A 17,741-nucleotide genomic window follows, 5' to 3' on the forward strand; every position below is an offset into this window, starting at 1 on the left:
GGCGGGGCGCGGGAGGGGGTGCGGGGGGTGTGGGGTAAGGAGGGGGTGGTCGGGGCGTGGTCGACCAGGACGGGGCGGTCGGGGAGGGTGAGGGCGGCGCGGCTGCCGAGGGGGAGGGTGGCGGCGGTTTCGGTGGGGAGGTCGGACTTGATCTCGGTGCCGTCGGGGAGGCGGACGGTGAGGCGGGTGACGGCGCCGAGGAAGGAGGCGGCGACGACCAGGGCGGTGCCGTCCTCGGCGGGGGTGAGCCGGACGTTCTCCGGGCGGACCAGGACGTGCAGGTCGCCGTCGGCGGGGAGGGCGCCGTCCACGGGGTGGCGGCGGCCGAGCACCTCGACCTGGCCGTCGGCGGTGCGCGAGCACGGGATGCGGCTCATGGTGCCGACGAACTCGGCGACGAACGCGGTGGCCGGCCGGGAGTACAACTCCGAGGGGGTGGCGCACTGTTCGAGGCGGCCGGCGCGCAGGACGGCGACCCGGTCGGCCATCGAGAGGGCCTCCTCCTGGTCGTGGGTGACGAACAGGGTGGTGATGCCGAGTTCCTGCTGGAGGCGGCGGATCTCCTCGCGCAGCGCGAGCCGGACCTTCGCGTCCAGGGCGGAGAGCGGCTCGTCGAGCAGCAGGACGCGCGGCTGCAGGGCGAGGGCGCGGGCCAGCGCGATGCGCTGCTGCTGGCCGCCGGACATCTGGTGCGGGTAGTGGGCGGCGCGCTGCGGGAGGCCGACGAGTTCCAGCAACTCCTGGGCGCGGCGCAGCCGTTCGGCCTTGCCGACGCCGCGCATCCGCAGGCCGAAGGCGACGTTGTCGGCGGCGGTGAGGTGCGGGAAGAGGCTGTAGGACTGGAACACCATGCCGGCGTCGCGCCGGTGGGCGGGGATCCGGGTGATGTCCTCGCCGTCGACCAGCACCTCGCCGGAGTCGTGGGTCTCGAAGCCGGCCAGGATCCGCAGCGCGGTGGTCTTGCCGCAGCCGGACGGGCCGAGCAGGGCGAGCAGTTCGCCGGGGCGGACCGTCAGGTCGAGGCCGTCGAGGGCGGTGGTGGCGCCGAACTGCCGCCGCAGCGACCGGAATTCGACGGTGGCGCTGCCGGTGGCGGCGTCCTTGGCGAGGAGGGTGGTGGCGGTGCTCATGGGTGGCGGTCTCCGGGAGCGGTTCAGGAGGTGGCGGCGGTCTTGTGGCGGCGCTCGCGGCCGGCGGCGGCCAGCAGGAGCAGCAGCACCCAGGTGATCAGCAGGCTGAGCACGGACACCGCGACGGACATCTGGCCCTGGCTGTTGCCGACCGAGTAGATCCACACCGCGAAGGGCTGGTAGCCGAGGATCGAGGCGGTGGTGAACTCGCCCAGGACCAGGGCCAGGGTGAGGAAGGCGGCGTTCAGCAGCGCGCCGCGCAGGTTCGGCACGATCACCGAGAGCACGGCCCGCGGCCAGCTCGCGCCGCAGTTGCGGGCGGCCTCGACCAGGGTGCGCACGTCCACGGCGCGCAGCCCGGAGTCCAGGGCGCGGTAGGCGAGCGGCAGGGCCATCAGGACGTACGCGATGACCAGGACGAGCGGGAACTCCGGCTGCTGGACGAACACGAAGGTCTGGAAGAACGGCGTGTCCATCAGGTAGTCGGGGCCCCAGCGCAGCACGCCGATCAGGCCGGCGGTCAGGGCGACCGGCGGCACCACCAGCGGGAGGGTGCAGACCACTTCGAGGACCGGGCGGAGCTTCGGCGCGCCGAGCCGGACCGCGATCATCGCGGGCACCAGCAGGAGCAGCAGCACCACGACGGTGACGGCGGCGAGTTCCAGGGTGAGCACCAGGCTGTCGGTGAAGCCGGGGGCGGAGAGCAGGCCGGTGTAGGCGTCGAAGGAGATCCCGCTCGGGTCGTCGACCGAGAACCAGACCGAGGCGGCCAGCGGCACCAGGAAGTACAGGCCGGCCAGCAGCAGGACCGCGCCGCGCCAGACCCGCAGGCGGGAGATCAGCTGAGCCATCGGGCACTCCGGCGCTGGAGGGGCAGGTAGACGGCCATCACCAGGACGGCCACGATGATCATGTCCAGGCTGAGCGCCAGCGCCAGGTTGCCCTGGCCGACCAGCACGTTGCCGGAGAGCGCGTCGGCGATCTGACGGCTGATCAGCGGGACGGTCGCGCCGACCATCGCGGCGGCGGTGGCGTACGCGGCGAACGCGGAGCCGAACAGCAGCACGAAGCCGCCGAGCAGCGAGGGGAACAGGATCGGCAGCGCGACGTGCCGCCAGTACTGCAGGGCGGTGGCCCGGTTGTTCTGGGCGGCCTCGCGCCACTGGACCCGCAGGCCCTCCAGCGCGGGGGTGATGGTGAGCACCATCAGCGGCACCAGGAAGTACAGGTAGGTGACGGTCAGGCCGGAGAAGCTGTACAGCGACCAGCCGTGGTCGGTCAGGTGGAACATCTTGGTGACCTCGCCCGCGTTGCCCAGGGTGGCGACGAAGGCGAACGCCAGCGGCAGGCCGCCGAAGTTGGCGAGCACGCCGGAGGCGGTCAGCACCGCCTCGCGCAGCAGCCGGAAGCGGGAGGTCAGCACGGCCTGGGCGATCGGGACGCCGAGCACGGTGCCGATCAGCGCGGTCAGCGCGGACAGCTTCACGCTGGAGAGCAGCGCCGTCCAGTACGCGCCCTGCACCGAGTCGGTGAGGTTGGCGGTGGTGAAGGAGCCGGCGCCGGTCTCCGCGTCGCTGGAGACGGTGAACGCCCCGGTGACGATGGCGACGGCGGGCAGGCCGAAGCCGATCAGGAAGAAGGCCAGCAGCGGCACGGTGGCCAGCCAGGCACCGCCGCGCGGGCGGCGCCGGGCGGGGCGCGGGGTGGGGGAGGCGGTGGCGGCGCCGGGAGCCCCCGGGCCGCCGCTGGGGTCAGCGGCGGCCGGGGCCGGCACCGGGGTGGGAGCCGTGGTCATGTCGGTGATCAGCCCGCGATGGCCTTGGCCCAGTTGTCGGTCACGACCTTCTTGGCCGCGTCGACCTGCTCCGGGCTGGGGAAGGTGGTGAAGGGCTTCTCGACGACCGGCAGCTTGGCCGCGGCGGTGGCGTCCAGGGTGCCGTCCGCCTTCATCGCGTCGAACAGCGCCGGGGTGGCGTAGCCGCCCAGGAAGCCGTTCTGGCCCTCGGCCGAGTACAGGTACTCGATCCACAGGCGGGCGGCCGCCGGGTGCGGGGCGTCCTTGTTGATGGCCTGGCTGTAGTACTGGGCGTAGGAGCCGTCGGTGGGGACGGCGACCTGCCAGTCGATGCCCTTGCCCTTGAACTCGTCGGTGTAGCCGGCGTTCAGGTACGACCAGTCGATCGAGATCGGGGTCTCGCCCTTCTCGACGGTGGCCGGGGTGGACTCGACCGGGTTGAAGTTGCCGGACTGCTTCAGCTTGGCGAAGAAGTCGATGCCGGGCTGGATGTTGTCCAGCGAGCCGCCGTTGGCCAGCGCGGCCGCGTACACGCCGCCGAACGCCGAACCGGACTTCGTCGGGTTGCCGTTCAGGGCGACCTGGCCCTTGTACTCGGGCTTGAGCAGGTCGGCGAAGGTCTTCGGGCAGACCGCGACCTTCTTGGCGTCGCAGCCGATCGAGACGTAGCCGCCGTAGTCGTTGACCTGGAGGCCGTTCGGGTCCTTCATGGTGGCGGGGATCTTGTCGAAGCCGGCCACCTTGTAGGGGGCGAGGATGCCCTCCTTCGCGGCGGAGAGCGCGAACGCCGAGCCGAGGTCGACGGTGTCCGGGGCGCGGTCCTGGCCCTTGCGGGACTTGATCGCGTTGATCTCGTCCTGGCTGGAGCCGTCCGGGTTCTCGTCCTCGATCTCGATGCCGTACTTCGCCTTGAAGCCGTCCATCAGCTTGCCGTAGTTGGCCCAGTCGCGCGGGAGGGTGATGACGTGCAGCTTGCCCTCCTTCTTCGCGGCGGCCACCAGGCCGTCCATGCCGCCGAAGTCGGCCAGCGAGGTCGCGGTCTTCGCGTCCTTGGCACCGCCCTTCGCGGCGTCGCCGGACTTGGCGGTCGAGCCGGCGGAGCCGCAGGCGGAGAGGGAGAGCGCGGCAGCGGTCAGCACGGCCGCGAGGGCGGCGGCGCGGTGGCGGTGCACGGTCACGGGAGGGTCTCCTGGAGGAAGTGGAGCTGCAGAGATCACGGGAGTGTTCGGTGCGCGGCGCGGCCGGTTGTCCGGCCAAGTTGGCCAGCCAACTTCCGGCGCCGGAAGCAAGTACGCCCGAGGCCGGTGACGGGAAGGTGAACGGACGGCCCAGGCCGGGGGTCGGCTGCGGGAACGGTCGCGCCCGGAGCCGGAGGCACCGGCCGCAAGGGCTAGAGTCCGTGGTGTACGCGCGATCACGGCGCGGACACGGCCCAATCTCCTTACCGGCCGGGCTCCTTGCCGACCGGGCCTCCTGCCGGCCGGGCTCCCCGGCCGGACTCCCCACCGACCAAGGGAACTCGACGCACGTGGCACTCGACCAGGACCGCGCCGCCGGCTCGCTCTACCGCAAGGTGGCCGCCGACCTGCGCGAAGCGATCACCTCCGGCTCGTTCGGCGAAGCCGGACGCCTGCCGGCGGAGGGCGCCCTCGCCGAGCAGTACGGCGTCTCCCGCGGCACCGTCCGCCAGGCCCTCGCCATGCTGCGCGCCGACGGACTGGTCACCTCCCGCCGCGGCACCCGCCGGGTCGTCCTCGGCAGCGCCCGCGTCCAGTCCTTCTCCGAGCTGCTCTCCTTCACCCACTGGGCCCGCTCGATGGGCGAGGAGCCCGGCGGCCGGCTCGAATCGCTGATCCGCCGCCCCGCCGACGCCGCCGAACGCGAGCAGCTGCGCCTCGAACCCGGCACCGAGGTCTACGTGACGCTCCGCCTGCGCACCCTCTCCGGCACCCCCGTCATGGTCGAGCGCACCGTCTACCCGCCCCGGGTCGGCGAGGTGGTCGCCCAGCTCCCGCCCGACGTGGTCTCGCACACCGAACCCCTGCGCGAGCACGGCATCCTGTTCACCGACGCCGACCACACCATCGACGTGGTCGCCGCCAACGCCGACGACGCCCGCCTGCTCTCCTGCAGCCGCGGCAGCCCGCTGCTGCGCGAGAAGCGCCGCACCACCGACCCCACCGGCACCCCCGTCGAGTGGTCCCAGGACCGCTACCTGCCCGGCACCGTCGCCTTCTCCATCCACAACTCGCTGGCGTCCTCGGCCCTTTCGCGGCACGCCCGGGACGACGACTGAGCGGTGGCCGCAACGAACGGGCGGACGGCCGGGCGGCAGCTGGTCGGTGGCTGGTCGGTGGCTGGTCGGTGGCCGGGCGGTGCCGGGCGGTGCCGGAAAACCGGGTGCCGCAGGGGCGGCCGGCGGTGAGAATCGCCGGATGACCGACATCACGCGCATCGACCCGGCGGAACTCCACCCCACCTCCGGCTACGCGCACATCACGGTGGTGGAGGCCGGGCGCACCGCGCACCTGGCCGGGCAGTGCCCGCTGGACGCGGACGAGAAGCTGGTCGGCGCGGGAGACCTGGACGCCCAGATCGACCAGGTGGTGGCCAACGCGCTGACGGCGCTGGCCGCGATCGGCATCGGGCCGGAGCGGGTGGTCCGCTCGGTGGTCTACGTGGTCGGCGACCGCAGCGAGGTCCTCGCCGGCGCCTGGCACCGCCTGGCCGCCTCCCCGCTCGCCCCCGCCCTCACCACCGCCTCCACCCTGCTCGGCGTCGCCGCCCTCGGCTACACCGGCCAGTTGGTCGAGATCGACCTGACGGCGGCGCTGCCGGGCTGACTCCGGGTCAGCACCTCCCCCGTCCAGCGCCGGAGCTGGGCCAGCAGCACGGCCAGCCGGCGGACGCCGCCCGGGAAGGCGGGCAGCAGCAGGACGGCGGGCAGGCAGGCCGCCGTCACCAGGAGCACCGGCAGCAGGGCCAGGGCGACGATGACCGCGCGCTGGCAGGAGGCCAGGGCGCGGACGGCTTCGGTGAACATCAATGGGCCTTTCGCTGCGGGGAGTTGCGGATTCCTCCTACTCTTCGGAACGGACCGGGCGTTGCGCCAGACGCAACGGATTGCCGATGTCCGGCAACGGGGGAGGGAAGGCGATGGCGCTCGAACTGCCGGGCGGCGAACCGGAGGTGGCGGCCCTGACCGCCTTCCTGGGCCAGCTGTTCCGGGCCCTCGGCCTCTCGCTCACCCGGTACGCCGCCCGGTGCAACCGCGACAAGGGCAGCGTCTCGCGCTACCTGAGCGGAGCCCGGATCGCCCCGAAGGACTTCGTCGACGAACTGCTCCGGCAGGTCGCCGAGACCACCGGGCAGTCGGTCTCGCCGGACGTCCAGGAGCACGCCCACCGGCTGCGGATGGCGGCGTTGCGGGTGCGCAACGCCTCCCGGCACGAGGTCGAGGAGCTCCGCGAGCGGCTCGGCGCGGCCGAACGCGAACTCCAGCTCGCGGGCGTCCGGGAACGGCACCTGCTGCGCTCCCTGGAGGCCACCGAGGCGCAGGCCGCGCAGGCCGAACAGCGCTACCGGCAGCTGGAGACCGACCGGGCCGCCGCCCGCTACGAGACCGGCCCCGGAGCGCTGGAGCGTCGGCCGGACGGATCCGGCGCCGACTTCGCCCGGGAGGAACTGCGGGCACTGAAACGGGAGTTGGACCTGCTGCGGGCCGAACTCGCCCGGGCCCAGGCGCTGCGCCACGACGCCGAGGAGCAGTGCGTCCGGCTGGAGGCCCGGCTGCTCGCCGCCGAGGCCGCGCTCACCACCCAACGGGCGCGCCGGGAGCGGGAGTTCGACTACCGGGCGGAGCTGGAGTCGCCCGCGGCGGTGCTCACCCGGGAGTTCGCCCGGACGGTCGGCACCGGGGCCGACCCGGAGACCACCGCCGCCGAACTGTGCGCGGTGTTCGTCCCCGGCTGGGCCGCCGCGGCCGCCGTCGAGGTGCGCGCCGCGTTCGTCGGGGAGGACGGCGCCCCCGACGGCTGGACGCCGGACGGCCTGCTGCTGCACCGCCTCGGCACGGCCGGCGCCGCGGGGGAGGACCGCGACCGGGTGGTCGTCCCCCGCGCACAGGCCGAACGGATCCTCCGGGAGGGCGCGCCGGTGCACGCCGACTCGCCCGAAGGCCCGGTGCTGGCACTGCCGTTGGCCGTCCGGGGCGAGGTGTTCGGCGTGCTCCGGCTGTTCGGCGGCGCGGGCGGCGGCGCGGGCGGCGACGGGGGCCGGGCGGCGTACGGGCGGGCCGAGGCCGAACTGCTGGCCGGCCTGGCCGAGCGCGGGGCGCTGCTGCTGGACAGCGCCCGGATGCACCGGGCCGAGGCCCGGCTGGCGCGGGCGCTGCAGCGCTCGATGATCCCCGACACCCTGCCGGGCACGCCCTGGGTGCGGTTGGCACACCGCTTCCGCCCCGGCGGGCACCGGGGCGGGGCCGGCGGCGACTGGGTCGACGCCGTCCCGCTGCACGGCAACCGGGTCGCCCTGGTGGTCGGCGCCGTACTGGGCCACGGCCTGCCCGCCGTCCAGGCGATGAGCCGGCTGCGGGCCGGGGTGCAGGCCTTCACCCTGCTGGACGTGCCCCCCGCCCGGCTGCTGCGGCACCTGGACGACCTGGCCCAGCGGCTCGGCGACGACCACCTCGCCACCTGCCTGTACGCGGTCTACGACCCGGTCGCCCGCACCTGCGAACTCGCCTCGGCCGGGCACCTGCCGCCCGTCCTGCTGCACCCCGGCGGCGGCAGCACGGAGGTCGCCCTGCCCGCGAACGCCCCGATCGGTGTCGGCGGCGTCCCGTTCGCGGCCCGCACCATCGAGGTGCCGGACGGCTCCGTGCTGGTGCTGTGCAGCGGCAACCGGGTCGAACTGGCCGACCACTGCGCCGGGTTGACCGGATCGGGGTGGCTGCCGGAGCAGGTGTGCGACTTCGTGCTGGAGGAGCCGGGCGCGGTGGAGCGCCGGGACGACCTCGCAGTGCTGGCCGCCGCGTTCGACGGCGCGCCCCGGGCGGAGGAGGAGCGCTACGAGATACTGCCCCGGCCGGTGGAGGTGCCGCTGCTCCGCCGGCTGGTGCGCCGGCAGCTCGCGGCCTGGGGGCTGGGCTCCATCGCCGACACCGCCACCCTGCTGGTCGGCGAACTGGTCACCGACGCGGTCGCGACGGCGGAGGAGATGATCGGGCTGCGGCTGGTGTGGACCGACCGGCTGCTGGTCGAGATCACCGACGACCAGCGCGAACTGCCCGCCCTGGCGGAGGTGGACCCGCTCGCGGAGGAAGGGGCCGGCCGGGGCCTGCTGCTGCTGAGCAGGCTCGCCGACCGGTGGGGCGCCGAACGCAGCTCCTACGGCCGGAAGGTCTGGTTCGAGCTGTCGCCGCTGCCCGGCTAGCGCATCAGATCCAGCAGCAGCGGCCGGAATTCGGCGAACGAGGGGGTCGCGGCGGCCGGGTCCTTGGCGGCCTCGTCCCAGCGGCGGACGGCGACGGCGTCGGCGCTGAACGGGTGGGCGGCGAAGGCGGCGGCCTCGGCCGGGGGCATCGGGCCGCCCTGGAGGGCCAGGGTGTGGACGGAGGCGGGGGAGAGGCGGTCGAGGTAGCCGGGTTCGGTGGCGCACAGGTAGCGCTTGGCGTCGACGTGCAGGCGGACCGGTTCGGTGACGGCGGGCGGGAAGTGCGGGGCGAGCCGGGCGGCGGCGGTGGCGCCGTGGCGGTTGTCGGTGCCGGCCATCAACTCCCGTCCGCTGCCCCGGAAGTGGCCGGTGTCGTGGAGCAGGGCGGCGGCCACCAGGGCGGGCGGGGCGCCCGCGGCGCGGGCCAGGGCGGCGGCCTGCAGCATGTGGGCGGCCAGGGTGACGGCCTCGCCGAGGTACTCGCCGGCGCCCTCGCCCTCGAACAGTTCCTCGAGTTCGTCCAGGGCGGCGGTGCGGCGGCGCAGCACGGCCAGGGTGGAGGAGAGCGCGTCGAGGTCGGCGTAGCAGCCCTGGAGGTGGCGGTGGCCGGTGCCGTCGCCGGTCTCGAAGGCGGTGCGGGCGTGCAGCAGCCGGGTGTTGTCGAAGAGCAGGCAGTCGCCGGGGGCGAGCCGGAAGTCCAGCCGCAGTTCCGGGCGCAGGGTGATCGCGGCGAACCGGCGGTAGGCGGCGTAGAAGGCGTCCAGCCCGGCGGGGGACAGGGCGCGCAGCGCGGCGGTGTCGGTGGAGCGGTTGTTGAAGCGGACCTCGCGGATCGCGCCGCGCGGGTCGAGACCGATCAGCGGCTTCTCGGCGGCGAGTTCGGTGCCCCGGTCGCGGTAGCGGAACGGCACCGGTGTGCGGGCCAGCAGCGCGAACGCGGCCGGGTCCTCCGCCCGCAGCAGGTCGGCGGCCCGGAAGCCGTCGACCAGGCCGGAGTCGCCGCCCGCGCAGTCGTTGCGCAGGCAGTGCAGCAACTGCAGGGTGGGCACCGGGTCCCGGTAGGGGTTGTCGGTGTGCGGGGCGATGGCGAGGCCGGTGAACGCCAGGTTCGCCGGGTCGGGCTCGACCCGGACGTCGAACAGCTCGCCGTAGTTGGTCTCCCGGACGTACCCGAAGCTGCGGGCGACCTCCAGCACCCGCCCCGGCTCGGCCGGGACGCCGCGCAGCAGCGCGAAGCCGGAGCGGCGGACGGCCGCCAGCACCGCGATCCGCTCCTCCGGGTCGGCCAGGTACGCGGCCCAGTCGGCCTCGGGCAGGCCGCGGGCGAAGTCGGCGGCCCGCCACAGCCGTTTGGCGTGCTCGGTGCGCTCGTCGGGGGCGGCGGGCGCGTCCCAGCCGGCCGGGTAGTGCGAGCGGTGGCCGTCGGACCAGTGCACGGTCAGGCCGGCGGCGTCCTCGACGGCCCCGACGGCGGTCAGGCCGTCGGGCAGGTCGCCGATCTGGAAGCGCTTCTGCCCGCCGCGCGGGTCTCGGCACTCGGTGCACGGGCAGTTGTCGCGCAGCCAGTACGGGTTGGGCACGGACATCGGGTCAGCCTCCGGTTGTACAGCCAACTTCGCGGGGGCTGCTCAGCCAAGACCGCCCGGGCGTCCACCACCCGCCCACCCGGTGAACGCCGGGCCACCGGCAGCCGAACCCTGTCCCCACCAGGGCCTAACCTGCCCGCATGACGCTCGACCTCCCCCGCGACCTGCCCGCCGCACTCACCGACCGCACCGCCGCCTGGCGGTGCAGGACGACTCCTGGCCGGCGCTGCGGGCCACCGGCGAGGAGGCGCTGGATGCGCTGTGCGAGCAGATCGAGGTCTCCTGGTTCAGGAGCTGACCGCCTGCTCCCACGCCCCGGTGGCCGCCGCGACCGCTGCTGCGGCCGGGGTGCCGGTGGCCTGGGCGAGGAGTTCCAGGGTGGCGATGACGGTCTCCGGGGTGGCGGCCGGGCCGTAGTGGTTGAGGCGGAGCATGGTGGCGGACAGTGGGCCGCCGCCCGCCTGGACGGGCAACTGGGGGGCGTGGCGGCGGAGTTCGGCGGCCAGGGCGGCGGCGTCGACGCCGTCGGGGGTGCGCAGGGTGGTGGCGACCGGGGCGGCGTGCTCGGGGCGCCGGACGTAGGGGGTGAGGGTGCCGAGGGCGAGGGCGCCCGCGCGGGTGGCGGCGGCTGCGGCGCGGTGGCGGGCGATCACCGCGTCCAGGGTCTCGGCTTCGATCGCGGCCAGGCACTCCTCCAGCGCCAGCATCTCCACCTGGGCGGGGGCGTGCGGAAGTTGGGTGCGGCCGGCGTCGGTCCAGCGCTCCTTCCAGTCCAGCAGGGAGAGGTAGGAGCGGCGCGGCGCGGCCGGGTTGGCGGCGATCCGCTGCCAGGCGCGTTCGCTCACCGACACCGCGGAGACGCCGGCCGGGCCGCCCATCGCCTTCTGGCCGCCGATCACGCACAGGTCGACGCCCCACTCGTCGGTGAGCAGCGGTTCGGCGGCCACCGAGGCCACCGCGTCCAGCATCAGCAGGGCGCCGTGCTGCCGGACCACCTCGGCGATCTCCGCGACCGGGTTGGTGTTGCCGGTGGCGGCCTCGGCGTGCACCAGGGAGACGAAGTCGATCTCCGGGTGCGAGTTCAGCGCCGCGGCGACCTGCTCGGCGCCCGCCGCCGCGTCGTACGGCACCGCCAGGTCGACGACCTCCGCGCCGGCGTCGCGCAGCCAGCCGCCGAAGGTCTGCCCGTACGGGCCGGTGACGACGTTCAGCGCGGTCGAGCCCGGGTGCGCCGCGCCCTTGACGGCGGCCTCCAGCGGGAGCAGCGCCTCGCCCTGGGTGACGATCACGTCGTTGCGGGTGCGCAGCAGGGCCGCCACCCCGTCCTCGATCGCGGCGAACCGGTCGGCGGTCATCGGGGGGAGGTCGAGCAGCATGCGGGCGGGCCTTTCGGTGCGGCGGAGGGCCGCCGGGACGGGCCGGCGGGGCGGAGGGTCGCCGTCGAACAGTCTGCCGCAGATCGCCCGCCGGGCCGCGACCGGCGCCGAGTACAGTGCCAGGCATGACAGACCGTGCGGTGCTGCACATCAAGGGCCGGGTGCTGGTCGGCCCCGACGACGTCCGGGACGAACTCTGGGCCGTGGACGGGCGGGTGACCTTCGAGCGCCCCGCCGCCGAGCCGTCCGCCACCCTCACCGGCTGGGCGCTGCCCGGCCTGGTCGACGCGCACTGCCACGTCGGCCTGGACGCGCACGGCGCCGTCGACCGCGACACCAGCGAGAAGCAGGCGCTCACCGACCGGGACGCCGGGACCCTGCTGATCCGCGACGCGGGCTCGGCCGCCGACACCCGCTGGATCGACGAGCGCGAGGACCTCCCGAAGCTGATCCGGGCCGGGCGGCACATCGCCCGCACCCGCCGCTACATCCGCAACTACGCGCACGAGATCGAGCCCGGCGACCTCGCCGCGTACGCGGCCGCCGAGGCCCGGCGCGGCGACGGCTGGGTCAAGCTGGTCGGCGACTGGATCGACCGCGGCGCGGGCGACCTCGCCGCCTGCTGGCCCGGCGACGCCCTCGCCGAGGCGATCGCCGCCGCCCACGCCGAGGGCGCCCGGGTCACCGCGCACTGCTTCGCCACCGACTCGCTGCCCGACCTGCTGGCCGCCGGCATCGACTGCGTCGAGCACGCCACCGGCCTGACCGAGGAGCTGATCCCGGCCTTCGCCGAACGCGGCGTCGCCATCGTCCCCACCCTGGTCAACATCGCCACCTTCCCGAAGCTCGCCGACGGCGGCGAGGCCAAGTTCCCGGCCTGGTCCGCGCACATGCGCCGGCTGCACGCCCGCCGCTACGACACCGTCGGCGCCGCGCACGACGCCGGCATCCCGGTCTACGTCGGCACCGACGCGGGCGGCTCGCTCGCCCACGGCCTGGTCGCCGAGGAGGTCCTCGAACTGACCCGGGCCGGGCTCACCCCCGTCGAGGCCCTCGCCGCCGCCACCTGGTCGGCCCGCAGCTGGCTCGGCCGCCCCGGCCTGACCGAGGGCGCCCCCGCCGACCTCGTCCTCTACGAGGCCGACCCCCGCGCCGATCTGCGGGTGCTGGCCGCGCCGACCCGCGTGGTGCTCAACGGCCGGGTGGCGTGAGCGCGGGGCGGGCCGGTGCCGAGGGGTGAGGGGCCGCGCGAACTCCGGTTGTCAGCGCGGCCGATAGGCTTCCGTCATGGCTGCTCGACCCTTGCACGAAATCGTTGAACCCGGCTGGGCCCAGGCCCTCGCGCCGGTCGCCGGACAGGTCGCCGCGATGGGCGACTTCCTGCGCGCCGAACTCGCGGCCGGACGCACCTACCTGCCGCCCGGCCCGCAGATCCTGCGGGCCTTCCAGCAGCCGTTCGCGGACGTCCGGGTGCTGATCGTCGGACAGGACCCGTACCCGACGCCCGGGCACGCGGTGGGGCTCAGCTTCTCGGTGGCGCCCGGGGTCCGGCCGCCGTACAGCCTGGAGAACATCTACCGGGAGCTGAACCAGGACCTCGGTCTGCCGGTGCCGACCACCGGCGACCTCACGCCGTGGACGCAGCAGGGCGTCCTGCTGCTCAACCGGTCGCTCACCACCCAGGCCCGGGTGACCAACGCGCACCGCGGCAAGGGCTGGGAGGCCGTCACCGACCAGGCGATCCGGGCGCTGGCGGCCCGCGGCGGCCCGCTGGTGGCGATCCTCTGGGGCCGTCCCGCCCGCGAACTGCGGCCGCTGCTCGGCCAGGTGCCCAGCATCGAGTCCGCCCACCCCAGCCCCCGTTCCGCGGACGGCGGCTTCTTCGGCTCCCGGCCGTTCAGCCGGGCCAACGACCTGCTGGTCCGGCAGGGCGGCCGGCCCGTGGACTGGCGGCTGGCCTGAGCCCGGACGCGTGGCCGCCGGGGCCGGTCAGGGGAGTTTCTGCTCGGTCCAGATGACCTTCCCGGCCTCGGTGTAGCGGGTGCCCCAGCGCTGGGCGATCTGGCCGACCAGGAACAGGCCGCGCCCGCCCTCGTCGGTGCTGGCGGCCAGCCGGACCCGGGGCGAGGTGCTGCTGGCGTCCGCGACCTCGCAGATCAGGGTCCGCCCGTACACCAGGCGCACCCCGATCGGGGGGCTGCCGTGCCGGACGGCGTTGGTGACCAGTTCGCTGAGGATCAGCTCGGTGCCCATCACCAGTTCCTCCAGGCCCCAGCGGCGCAGCCGGGCGGTGGCGGCGGCCCGGCTGGCGGCGACCGCGGCGGGGTCGGGCGGGACGTTCCACTCGGCGATCCGGTCGCGCGGCAGCGCCAGGGTGCGGGCGACCAGCAGGGCGATGTCGTCGGCCGAGTCGGCGGGCAGCATCGCGTCCAGCACGGCCCGGCAGGTCTGTTCGGGGCTGCGCCCGGGGTGGGCGAGGGCCGTGCAGAGCCGGCCCAGGCCGACGTCGATGTCGTGGGTGCGGGACTCCACCAGCCCGTCGGTGTAGAGGACCAGCCGGCTGTCCTCGGGGACGGCGAGCTCGACGGTGGTGAACGGCAGGCTGCGCAGGCCCAGCGGCGGCCCGGCGGGGGTGTCGGGGATCTCGACGGTGCCGTCGGGGTGCACCAGGACGGGCGGCAGGTGCCCGGCCCGGGCGAGCAGGCAGCGGCAGGAGACCGGGTCGTAGACCGCGTAGAGGCAGGTGGCGCCGATGATCGCGCCCTCCCGGCCGCCGGCGCTCTCCTCCTCGTCGATCCGGGCGACCACCTCGTCGAGGTGGGTGAGGAGTTCGTCGGGCGGCAGGTCGAGCATGGCGAGGTTGTGCACGGCGGTGCGCAGCCGGCCCATGGTGGCGGCGGCGTGCAGGCCGTGGCCGACCACGTCGCCGACCACCAGGGCGACCCGGGCGCCGGAGAGCGGGATGACGTCGAACCAGTCGCCGCCGACCCCGGCGTGGGCGGGCAGGTAGCGGTGCGCGGCCTCGACGGCGTCCTGGGCGGGCAGGTCGCGCGGCAGCAGGCTCTGCTGGAGGGTGACGGCGAGCGGGTGGCCGCCGCTGATGGCCGCGGCGAGCTGCTCCTGGCTGGTGTACCGGGCTTCGAACAGGCCGCCGTTGCGGCCGAGCCGCAGGACGGCGATCCGGTCGGCGACGGCCTGGACGTCGTCCAGGTTGTGGCTGACCATGATCACCGCGTGGTCCCGGGAGCGCAGCAGGCGGATCAGGTCGAGCATCTGCACGGTCTGCTCGACGGTGAGCGCGACGGTCGGCTCGTCGAGGAGCACCAGTTCGGGCCGGCCGATCAGGGCCCGGGCGATGGCGACGGCCTGGCGCTGGCCCAGGGTGAGCGAGCCCACCGGGACCCGGACGCTGGGCAGGGGGAGTTCGAGTTCGTCGAACAGGGCGAGGGAGCGTTTCTCCATCTCCAGTTCCCGCAGCACCCCGAACCGGCGCAGCTCGCGGCCGAGGTAGAGGTTGGCGACCGCGTCCAGCCGGTCGACCAGCGAGAGGTCCTGGTAGACGGTGGCGATCCGCAGCCGCCGGGCGTCGGCGGGCCGGCGCAGTTCGACCGGGACGCCCTCCCACTCGATGGTGCCCGCGTCCGGGGGGCCGACCCCGGAGACGGCCTTCACCAGGGTGCTCTTGCCGGACCCGCTGTCGCCGACCAGGCCGAGCACCTGGCCGCGGTCCACCTGGAGGTCGACCGAGTCGAGGGCCCGGACGGCGCCGTAGTACTTGCTGATCCCGCGCAGCGACAACAGCGGAACCCGGGGCACGCGCCCACCTCCACCCTCTCCGCGGCCCACCGGGCGGCAGTCGTTCCGCCGTCCGGCCCCGGCCATCCGGCGGAGGGCCGGTGGCACGGGCTCCCCACCCTGGCACCGGTGCCGCGGGCGGCGCGGACGGGACACGCGGGAGCACCCCGTTCGGCGGTACGGGCCGGGCGCGGGCCGGCGGCCGGGGCCGGGCGGTGTCCGCCGGGGCTTTCCCCGCTGGCCGGAATGTTTCCGGAAACGGTCAGTCCGGAGCGTCAACCTCACCCGAAGGAGTGAACTGACGCTCCGTGTTGCTGGAGTGACGCACTGTTCGAAGAGACTGGCGCCAGTCGAGAGCGCGAGTCCCCTCCCCGTGCGGAGCGCCGGGTGAGGTCGCGGGCGCGCTCTTCCGTTCACCACGTGTGGGGGTTCCTGTCATGTCTGTTCTGCGTTCGGTCGCCGCCCCGGCTCTCGCGGCGGCCGCCCTCGCGGTCGCCCTGCCGCTGCCCGCGGCCTCCGCCGCCGAGGCCGGCGGGACGCCCGCGCAGCCCGGGAAGGCCAGTGCGGTGACGGCCCAACTGGCGCTGGACGTCACGCTGTTGAACACGGTGAACGTGCCGGTCGACGTGGCGCTGAACAAGGTGGAGTCGCCCGCGCAGCGGGACGGCGCGATGCTGACCGCCAAGGTGGACGGGGTGGACGGCGGGCGGCCGGTGACGCTGGTCAAGGCCGAGGTGGGCACGTCGGTGACGAAGGCGGACGACCGGCTGGCCACCGCGTCCGTGAAGCTGGTCAACGCGGACGTGCACGTGCCCGGCCTGCCGCTGACCACTCTGCTCGGCCTGGAGGCGATGAGCGCCGAGGCCAACTGCCCGGTGGACGGGCAGCCGACCGCGAACGTCACCGCCCCCGCCAGGCTCACGGTGCTCGGCAGGCCGGTCACGGTCGGCCTCAACTCGCCCACCCACGTGGACGTTCCGGCGATCGGCACGGTGGACGTCGAGTTCGCCAGGAAGACCGTGACCAGCAGCACGGCGGCGGCCTCCGCGCTGGAGGTGAAGATCGCGCTGAACCCGCTGAACCTCAACGTGGCGAAGGTGAACGGCACCGTCACGGTCGCCTCGGTGTCCTGCCGCAAGCCGGTGCCGGCGGTCGCCCCGGCGGCGGCCTCCTCGCCCGCGCCGTCGACCGCGCCCTCCGCCCCGGCCTCCGCGCAGAACCGGGCGGTGCCGAAGGAAGCCGGCGAGGAACTGGCGTACACCGGCTCCTCGGGCAGCACGGTGCTGGCCGCGGGCGGCGGGACGCTGCTGGTGGCCGGCGGCGCCGCGGTGTGGATGACCCGCCGGCGGCGGGCGGCGCACGCGCGGCACCGCTGACCGGACGCGGAACGGGCGCCGGCCGGGCGCCCGTTCCGCCCCTTCCGTCCCGGTGTTGCGCCCGGATGTCGAGACGGGCACTCTCCGTGGGTGAGCGTGCCGCTGCGGACCGTTGGTTCACATGGGCGTTACATAGGAGGAACAACCGGGAAACGGCGGCTTGCGACGCTACGCGGGCACCCACCACCCGAGCAGTGAGGATCACCGCAATGGCGATCAAGGCCGAGTACATCTGGATCGACGGCACGAAGCCGACCGCCAAGCTCCGCTCCAAGACCCGGGTGCTGCCGAACGCCGACAAGATCCCCACCTGGGGCTTCGACGGTTCCTCGACCAACCAGGCCGAGGGCCACGCCTCGGACCGCGTGCTGAAGCCGGTCAAGGTCGTCAAGGACCCGATCCGCGGCGGCGAGAACATCCTGGTGCTGTGCGAGGTCTTCGAGACCAACGGTGAGGCGCACGTCACCAACACCCGCGCCGCGCTGCGCGAGGTCGCCGAGCGCTACGCCGCCCAGGAGTCGATCTTCGGCATCGAGCAGGAGTACACCTTCTTCAAGGGCTCCCGCCCGCTCGGCTTCCCCGAGGGCGGCTTCCCGGCCCCGCAGGGCGGCTACTACTGCGGCGTGGGTGCCGAGGAGGTCTTCGGCCGCGAGATCGTCGAGCTGCACCTCGACCGCTGCATCGACGCCGGCCTGGCGATCTGCGGCATCAACGCCGAGGTCATGCCCGGCCAGTGGGAGTTCCAGATCGGCCCGGTCGACGCGCTGACCGTCTCGGACGACCTGTGGATCGCCCGCTACCTGCTCTACCGCACCGCCGAGGAGTTCGGCATCGACGCCACCCTCGACGCCAAGCCGGTCCGCGGCGACTGGAACGGCGCGGGCGCGCACACCAACTTCTCCACCAAGGCGATGCGCGAGGGCTACGACGCCATCATCACCGCCTGCGAGTCGCTCGGCGCCTCCCAGGAGAAGGTCCTGGAGCACGTCAACCAGTACGGCGACGACATCCAGTCCCGCCTGACCGGCAAGCACGAGACCGCCCCGTGGAACGTCTACTCCTACGGCGTGTCCGACCGCGGCGCCTCGGTCCGCATCCCGTGGCAGGTCGAGGTGGACCGCAAGGGCTACATCGAGGACCGCCGCCCGAACGCGAACGTCGACCCGTACGTGGTCACCCGCCTGATCGTCAACACCTGCTGCGAGGCCCTGGAGAAGGCCGGCCAGGTCTGATCCGCTTCCGCACCGCAC

General features: G+C 74.5%; 14 protein-coding genes and 2 pseudogenes. 7 read left to right on the plus strand and 9 right to left on the minus strand.

What is annotated here, in order from left to right:
* From IH44_RS0110985 to IH44_RS0111000, 4 genes are all read right to left on the minus strand, one after another.
* Window positions 1–1,130 (minus strand): ABC transporter ATP-binding protein (locus IH44_RS0110985; protein ID WP_232794899.1); only part of this gene is annotated, 1,130 nt, incomplete at its 3' end.
* 23 nt (window positions 1,131–1,153) lie between these two features.
* Window positions 1,154–1,981, minus strand: coding sequence for an ABC transporter permease (locus tag IH44_RS0110990; protein WP_030459282.1), 828 nt, complete (start codon window positions 1,979–1,981; stop codon window positions 1,154–1,156).
* Window positions 1,969–2,925: an ABC transporter permease subunit gene (locus IH44_RS0110995; RefSeq protein ID WP_030459283.1), complete on the minus strand. Its 957-nt coding sequence runs from the start codon at window positions 2,923–2,925 to the stop codon at window positions 1,969–1,971. Before IH44_RS0110995 ends, IH44_RS0110990 begins: the two co-directional genes overlap by 13 nt.
* An 8-nt stretch (window positions 2,926–2,933) precedes the next feature.
* Window positions 2,934–4,103 (minus strand): ABC transporter substrate-binding protein, encoded by a 1,170-nt coding sequence (locus IH44_RS0111000; RefSeq protein WP_030459284.1) that lies wholly within the window; start codon window positions 4,101–4,103, stop codon window positions 2,934–2,936.
* A gap of 350 nt (window positions 4,104–4,453) precedes the next feature.
* Between IH44_RS0111000 and IH44_RS0111005 the strand changes: the two genes are divergently transcribed.
* Both IH44_RS0111005 and IH44_RS0111010 read left to right on the plus strand, forming a co-directional pair.
* Entirely contained in the window at window positions 4,454–5,221 is a 768-nt protein-coding gene (locus tag IH44_RS0111005) for a GntR family transcriptional regulator (RefSeq protein ID WP_030459285.1), read from the plus strand.
* Window positions 5,222–5,360: 139 nt separating this feature from the next.
* On the plus strand, window positions 5,361–5,768 hold the full coding sequence (locus IH44_RS0111010) for a RidA family protein (RefSeq protein WP_030459286.1): 408 nt from the start codon (window positions 5,361–5,363) through the stop codon (window positions 5,766–5,768).
* On the opposite strand, the gene IH44_RS0111015 is transcribed toward IH44_RS0111010, so the two are convergent.
* On the minus strand, window positions 5,717–5,968 hold the full coding sequence (locus tag IH44_RS0111015) for a hypothetical protein (protein ID WP_030459287.1): 252 nt from the start codon (window positions 5,966–5,968) through the stop codon (window positions 5,717–5,719). The two genes, IH44_RS0111010 and IH44_RS0111015, sit on opposite strands and share 52 nt — an antisense overlap.
* 86 nt (window positions 5,969–6,054) lie before the next feature.
* On the opposite strand from IH44_RS0111015, the gene IH44_RS0111020 reads away from it, so the two are divergent.
* A complete protein-coding gene (locus tag IH44_RS0111020) occupies window positions 6,055–8,358 on the plus strand; it encodes a PP2C family protein-serine/threonine phosphatase (protein ID WP_157852260.1) in 2,304 nt (767 codons plus the stop codon).
* On the opposite strand, the gene IH44_RS0111025 is transcribed toward IH44_RS0111020, so the two are convergent.
* Complete coding sequence (locus IH44_RS0111025) at window positions 8,355–9,944, minus strand: TauD/TfdA family dioxygenase (protein WP_030459289.1); 1,590 nt, start codon at window positions 9,942–9,944, stop codon at window positions 8,355–8,357. The two genes, IH44_RS0111020 and IH44_RS0111025, sit on opposite strands and share 4 nt — an antisense overlap.
* Window positions 9,945–10,231: 287 nt before the next feature.
* A complete protein-coding gene (locus IH44_RS0111035; protein WP_030459290.1) occupies window positions 10,232–11,320 on the minus strand; it encodes an aminotransferase class V-fold PLP-dependent enzyme in 1,089 nt (362 codons plus the stop codon).
* 125 nt (window positions 11,321–11,445) lie between these two features.
* Between IH44_RS0111035 and IH44_RS0111040 the strand changes: the two genes are divergently transcribed.
* Together IH44_RS0111040 and IH44_RS0111045 are read left to right on the plus strand one after the other, a co-directional pair.
* Window positions 11,446–12,531 (plus strand): amidohydrolase family protein, encoded by a 1,086-nt coding sequence (locus tag IH44_RS0111040; RefSeq protein ID WP_030459291.1) that lies wholly within the window; start codon window positions 11,446–11,448, stop codon window positions 12,529–12,531.
* 76 nt (window positions 12,532–12,607) lie between these two features.
* A complete protein-coding gene (locus tag IH44_RS0111045; RefSeq protein WP_030459292.1) occupies window positions 12,608–13,282 on the plus strand; it encodes a uracil-DNA glycosylase in 675 nt (224 codons plus the stop codon).
* Window positions 13,283–13,309: 27 nt separating this feature from the next.
* Here the strand turns inward: IH44_RS0111045 and IH44_RS47855 are convergent.
* Both IH44_RS47855 and IH44_RS47860 read right to left on the minus strand, forming a co-directional pair.
* Window positions 13,310–14,410, minus strand: a pseudogene (locus tag IH44_RS47855) (SpoIIE family protein phosphatase); the annotation flags it as partial.
* Window positions 14,411–14,635: 225 nt separating this feature from the next.
* Window positions 14,636–15,202: pseudogene (locus IH44_RS47860) on the minus strand (ATP-binding cassette domain-containing protein); the annotation flags it as partial.
* 350 nt (window positions 15,203–15,552) lie between these two features.
* Between IH44_RS47860 and IH44_RS0111055 the strand changes: the two are divergent.
* Together IH44_RS0111055 and glnII are read left to right on the plus strand one after the other, a co-directional pair.
* Window positions 15,553–16,491, plus strand: coding sequence for an SCO1860 family LAETG-anchored protein (locus tag IH44_RS0111055; RefSeq protein WP_035954714.1), 939 nt, complete (start codon window positions 15,553–15,555; stop codon window positions 16,489–16,491).
* Window positions 16,492–16,700: 209 nt separating this feature from the next.
* Complete coding sequence (gene glnII, locus IH44_RS0111060; protein WP_030459295.1) at window positions 16,701–17,723, plus strand: glutamine synthetase; 1,023 nt, start codon at window positions 16,701–16,703, stop codon at window positions 17,721–17,723.
* Window positions 17,724–17,741: the final 18 nt, after the last annotated feature.

Origin of the sequence: Kitasatospora sp. NRRL B-11411 (assembly GCF_000721345.1) — a bacterium.
Classification (GTDB): domain Bacteria; phylum Actinomycetota; class Actinomycetes; order Streptomycetales; family Streptomycetaceae; genus Kitasatospora; species Kitasatospora cineracea.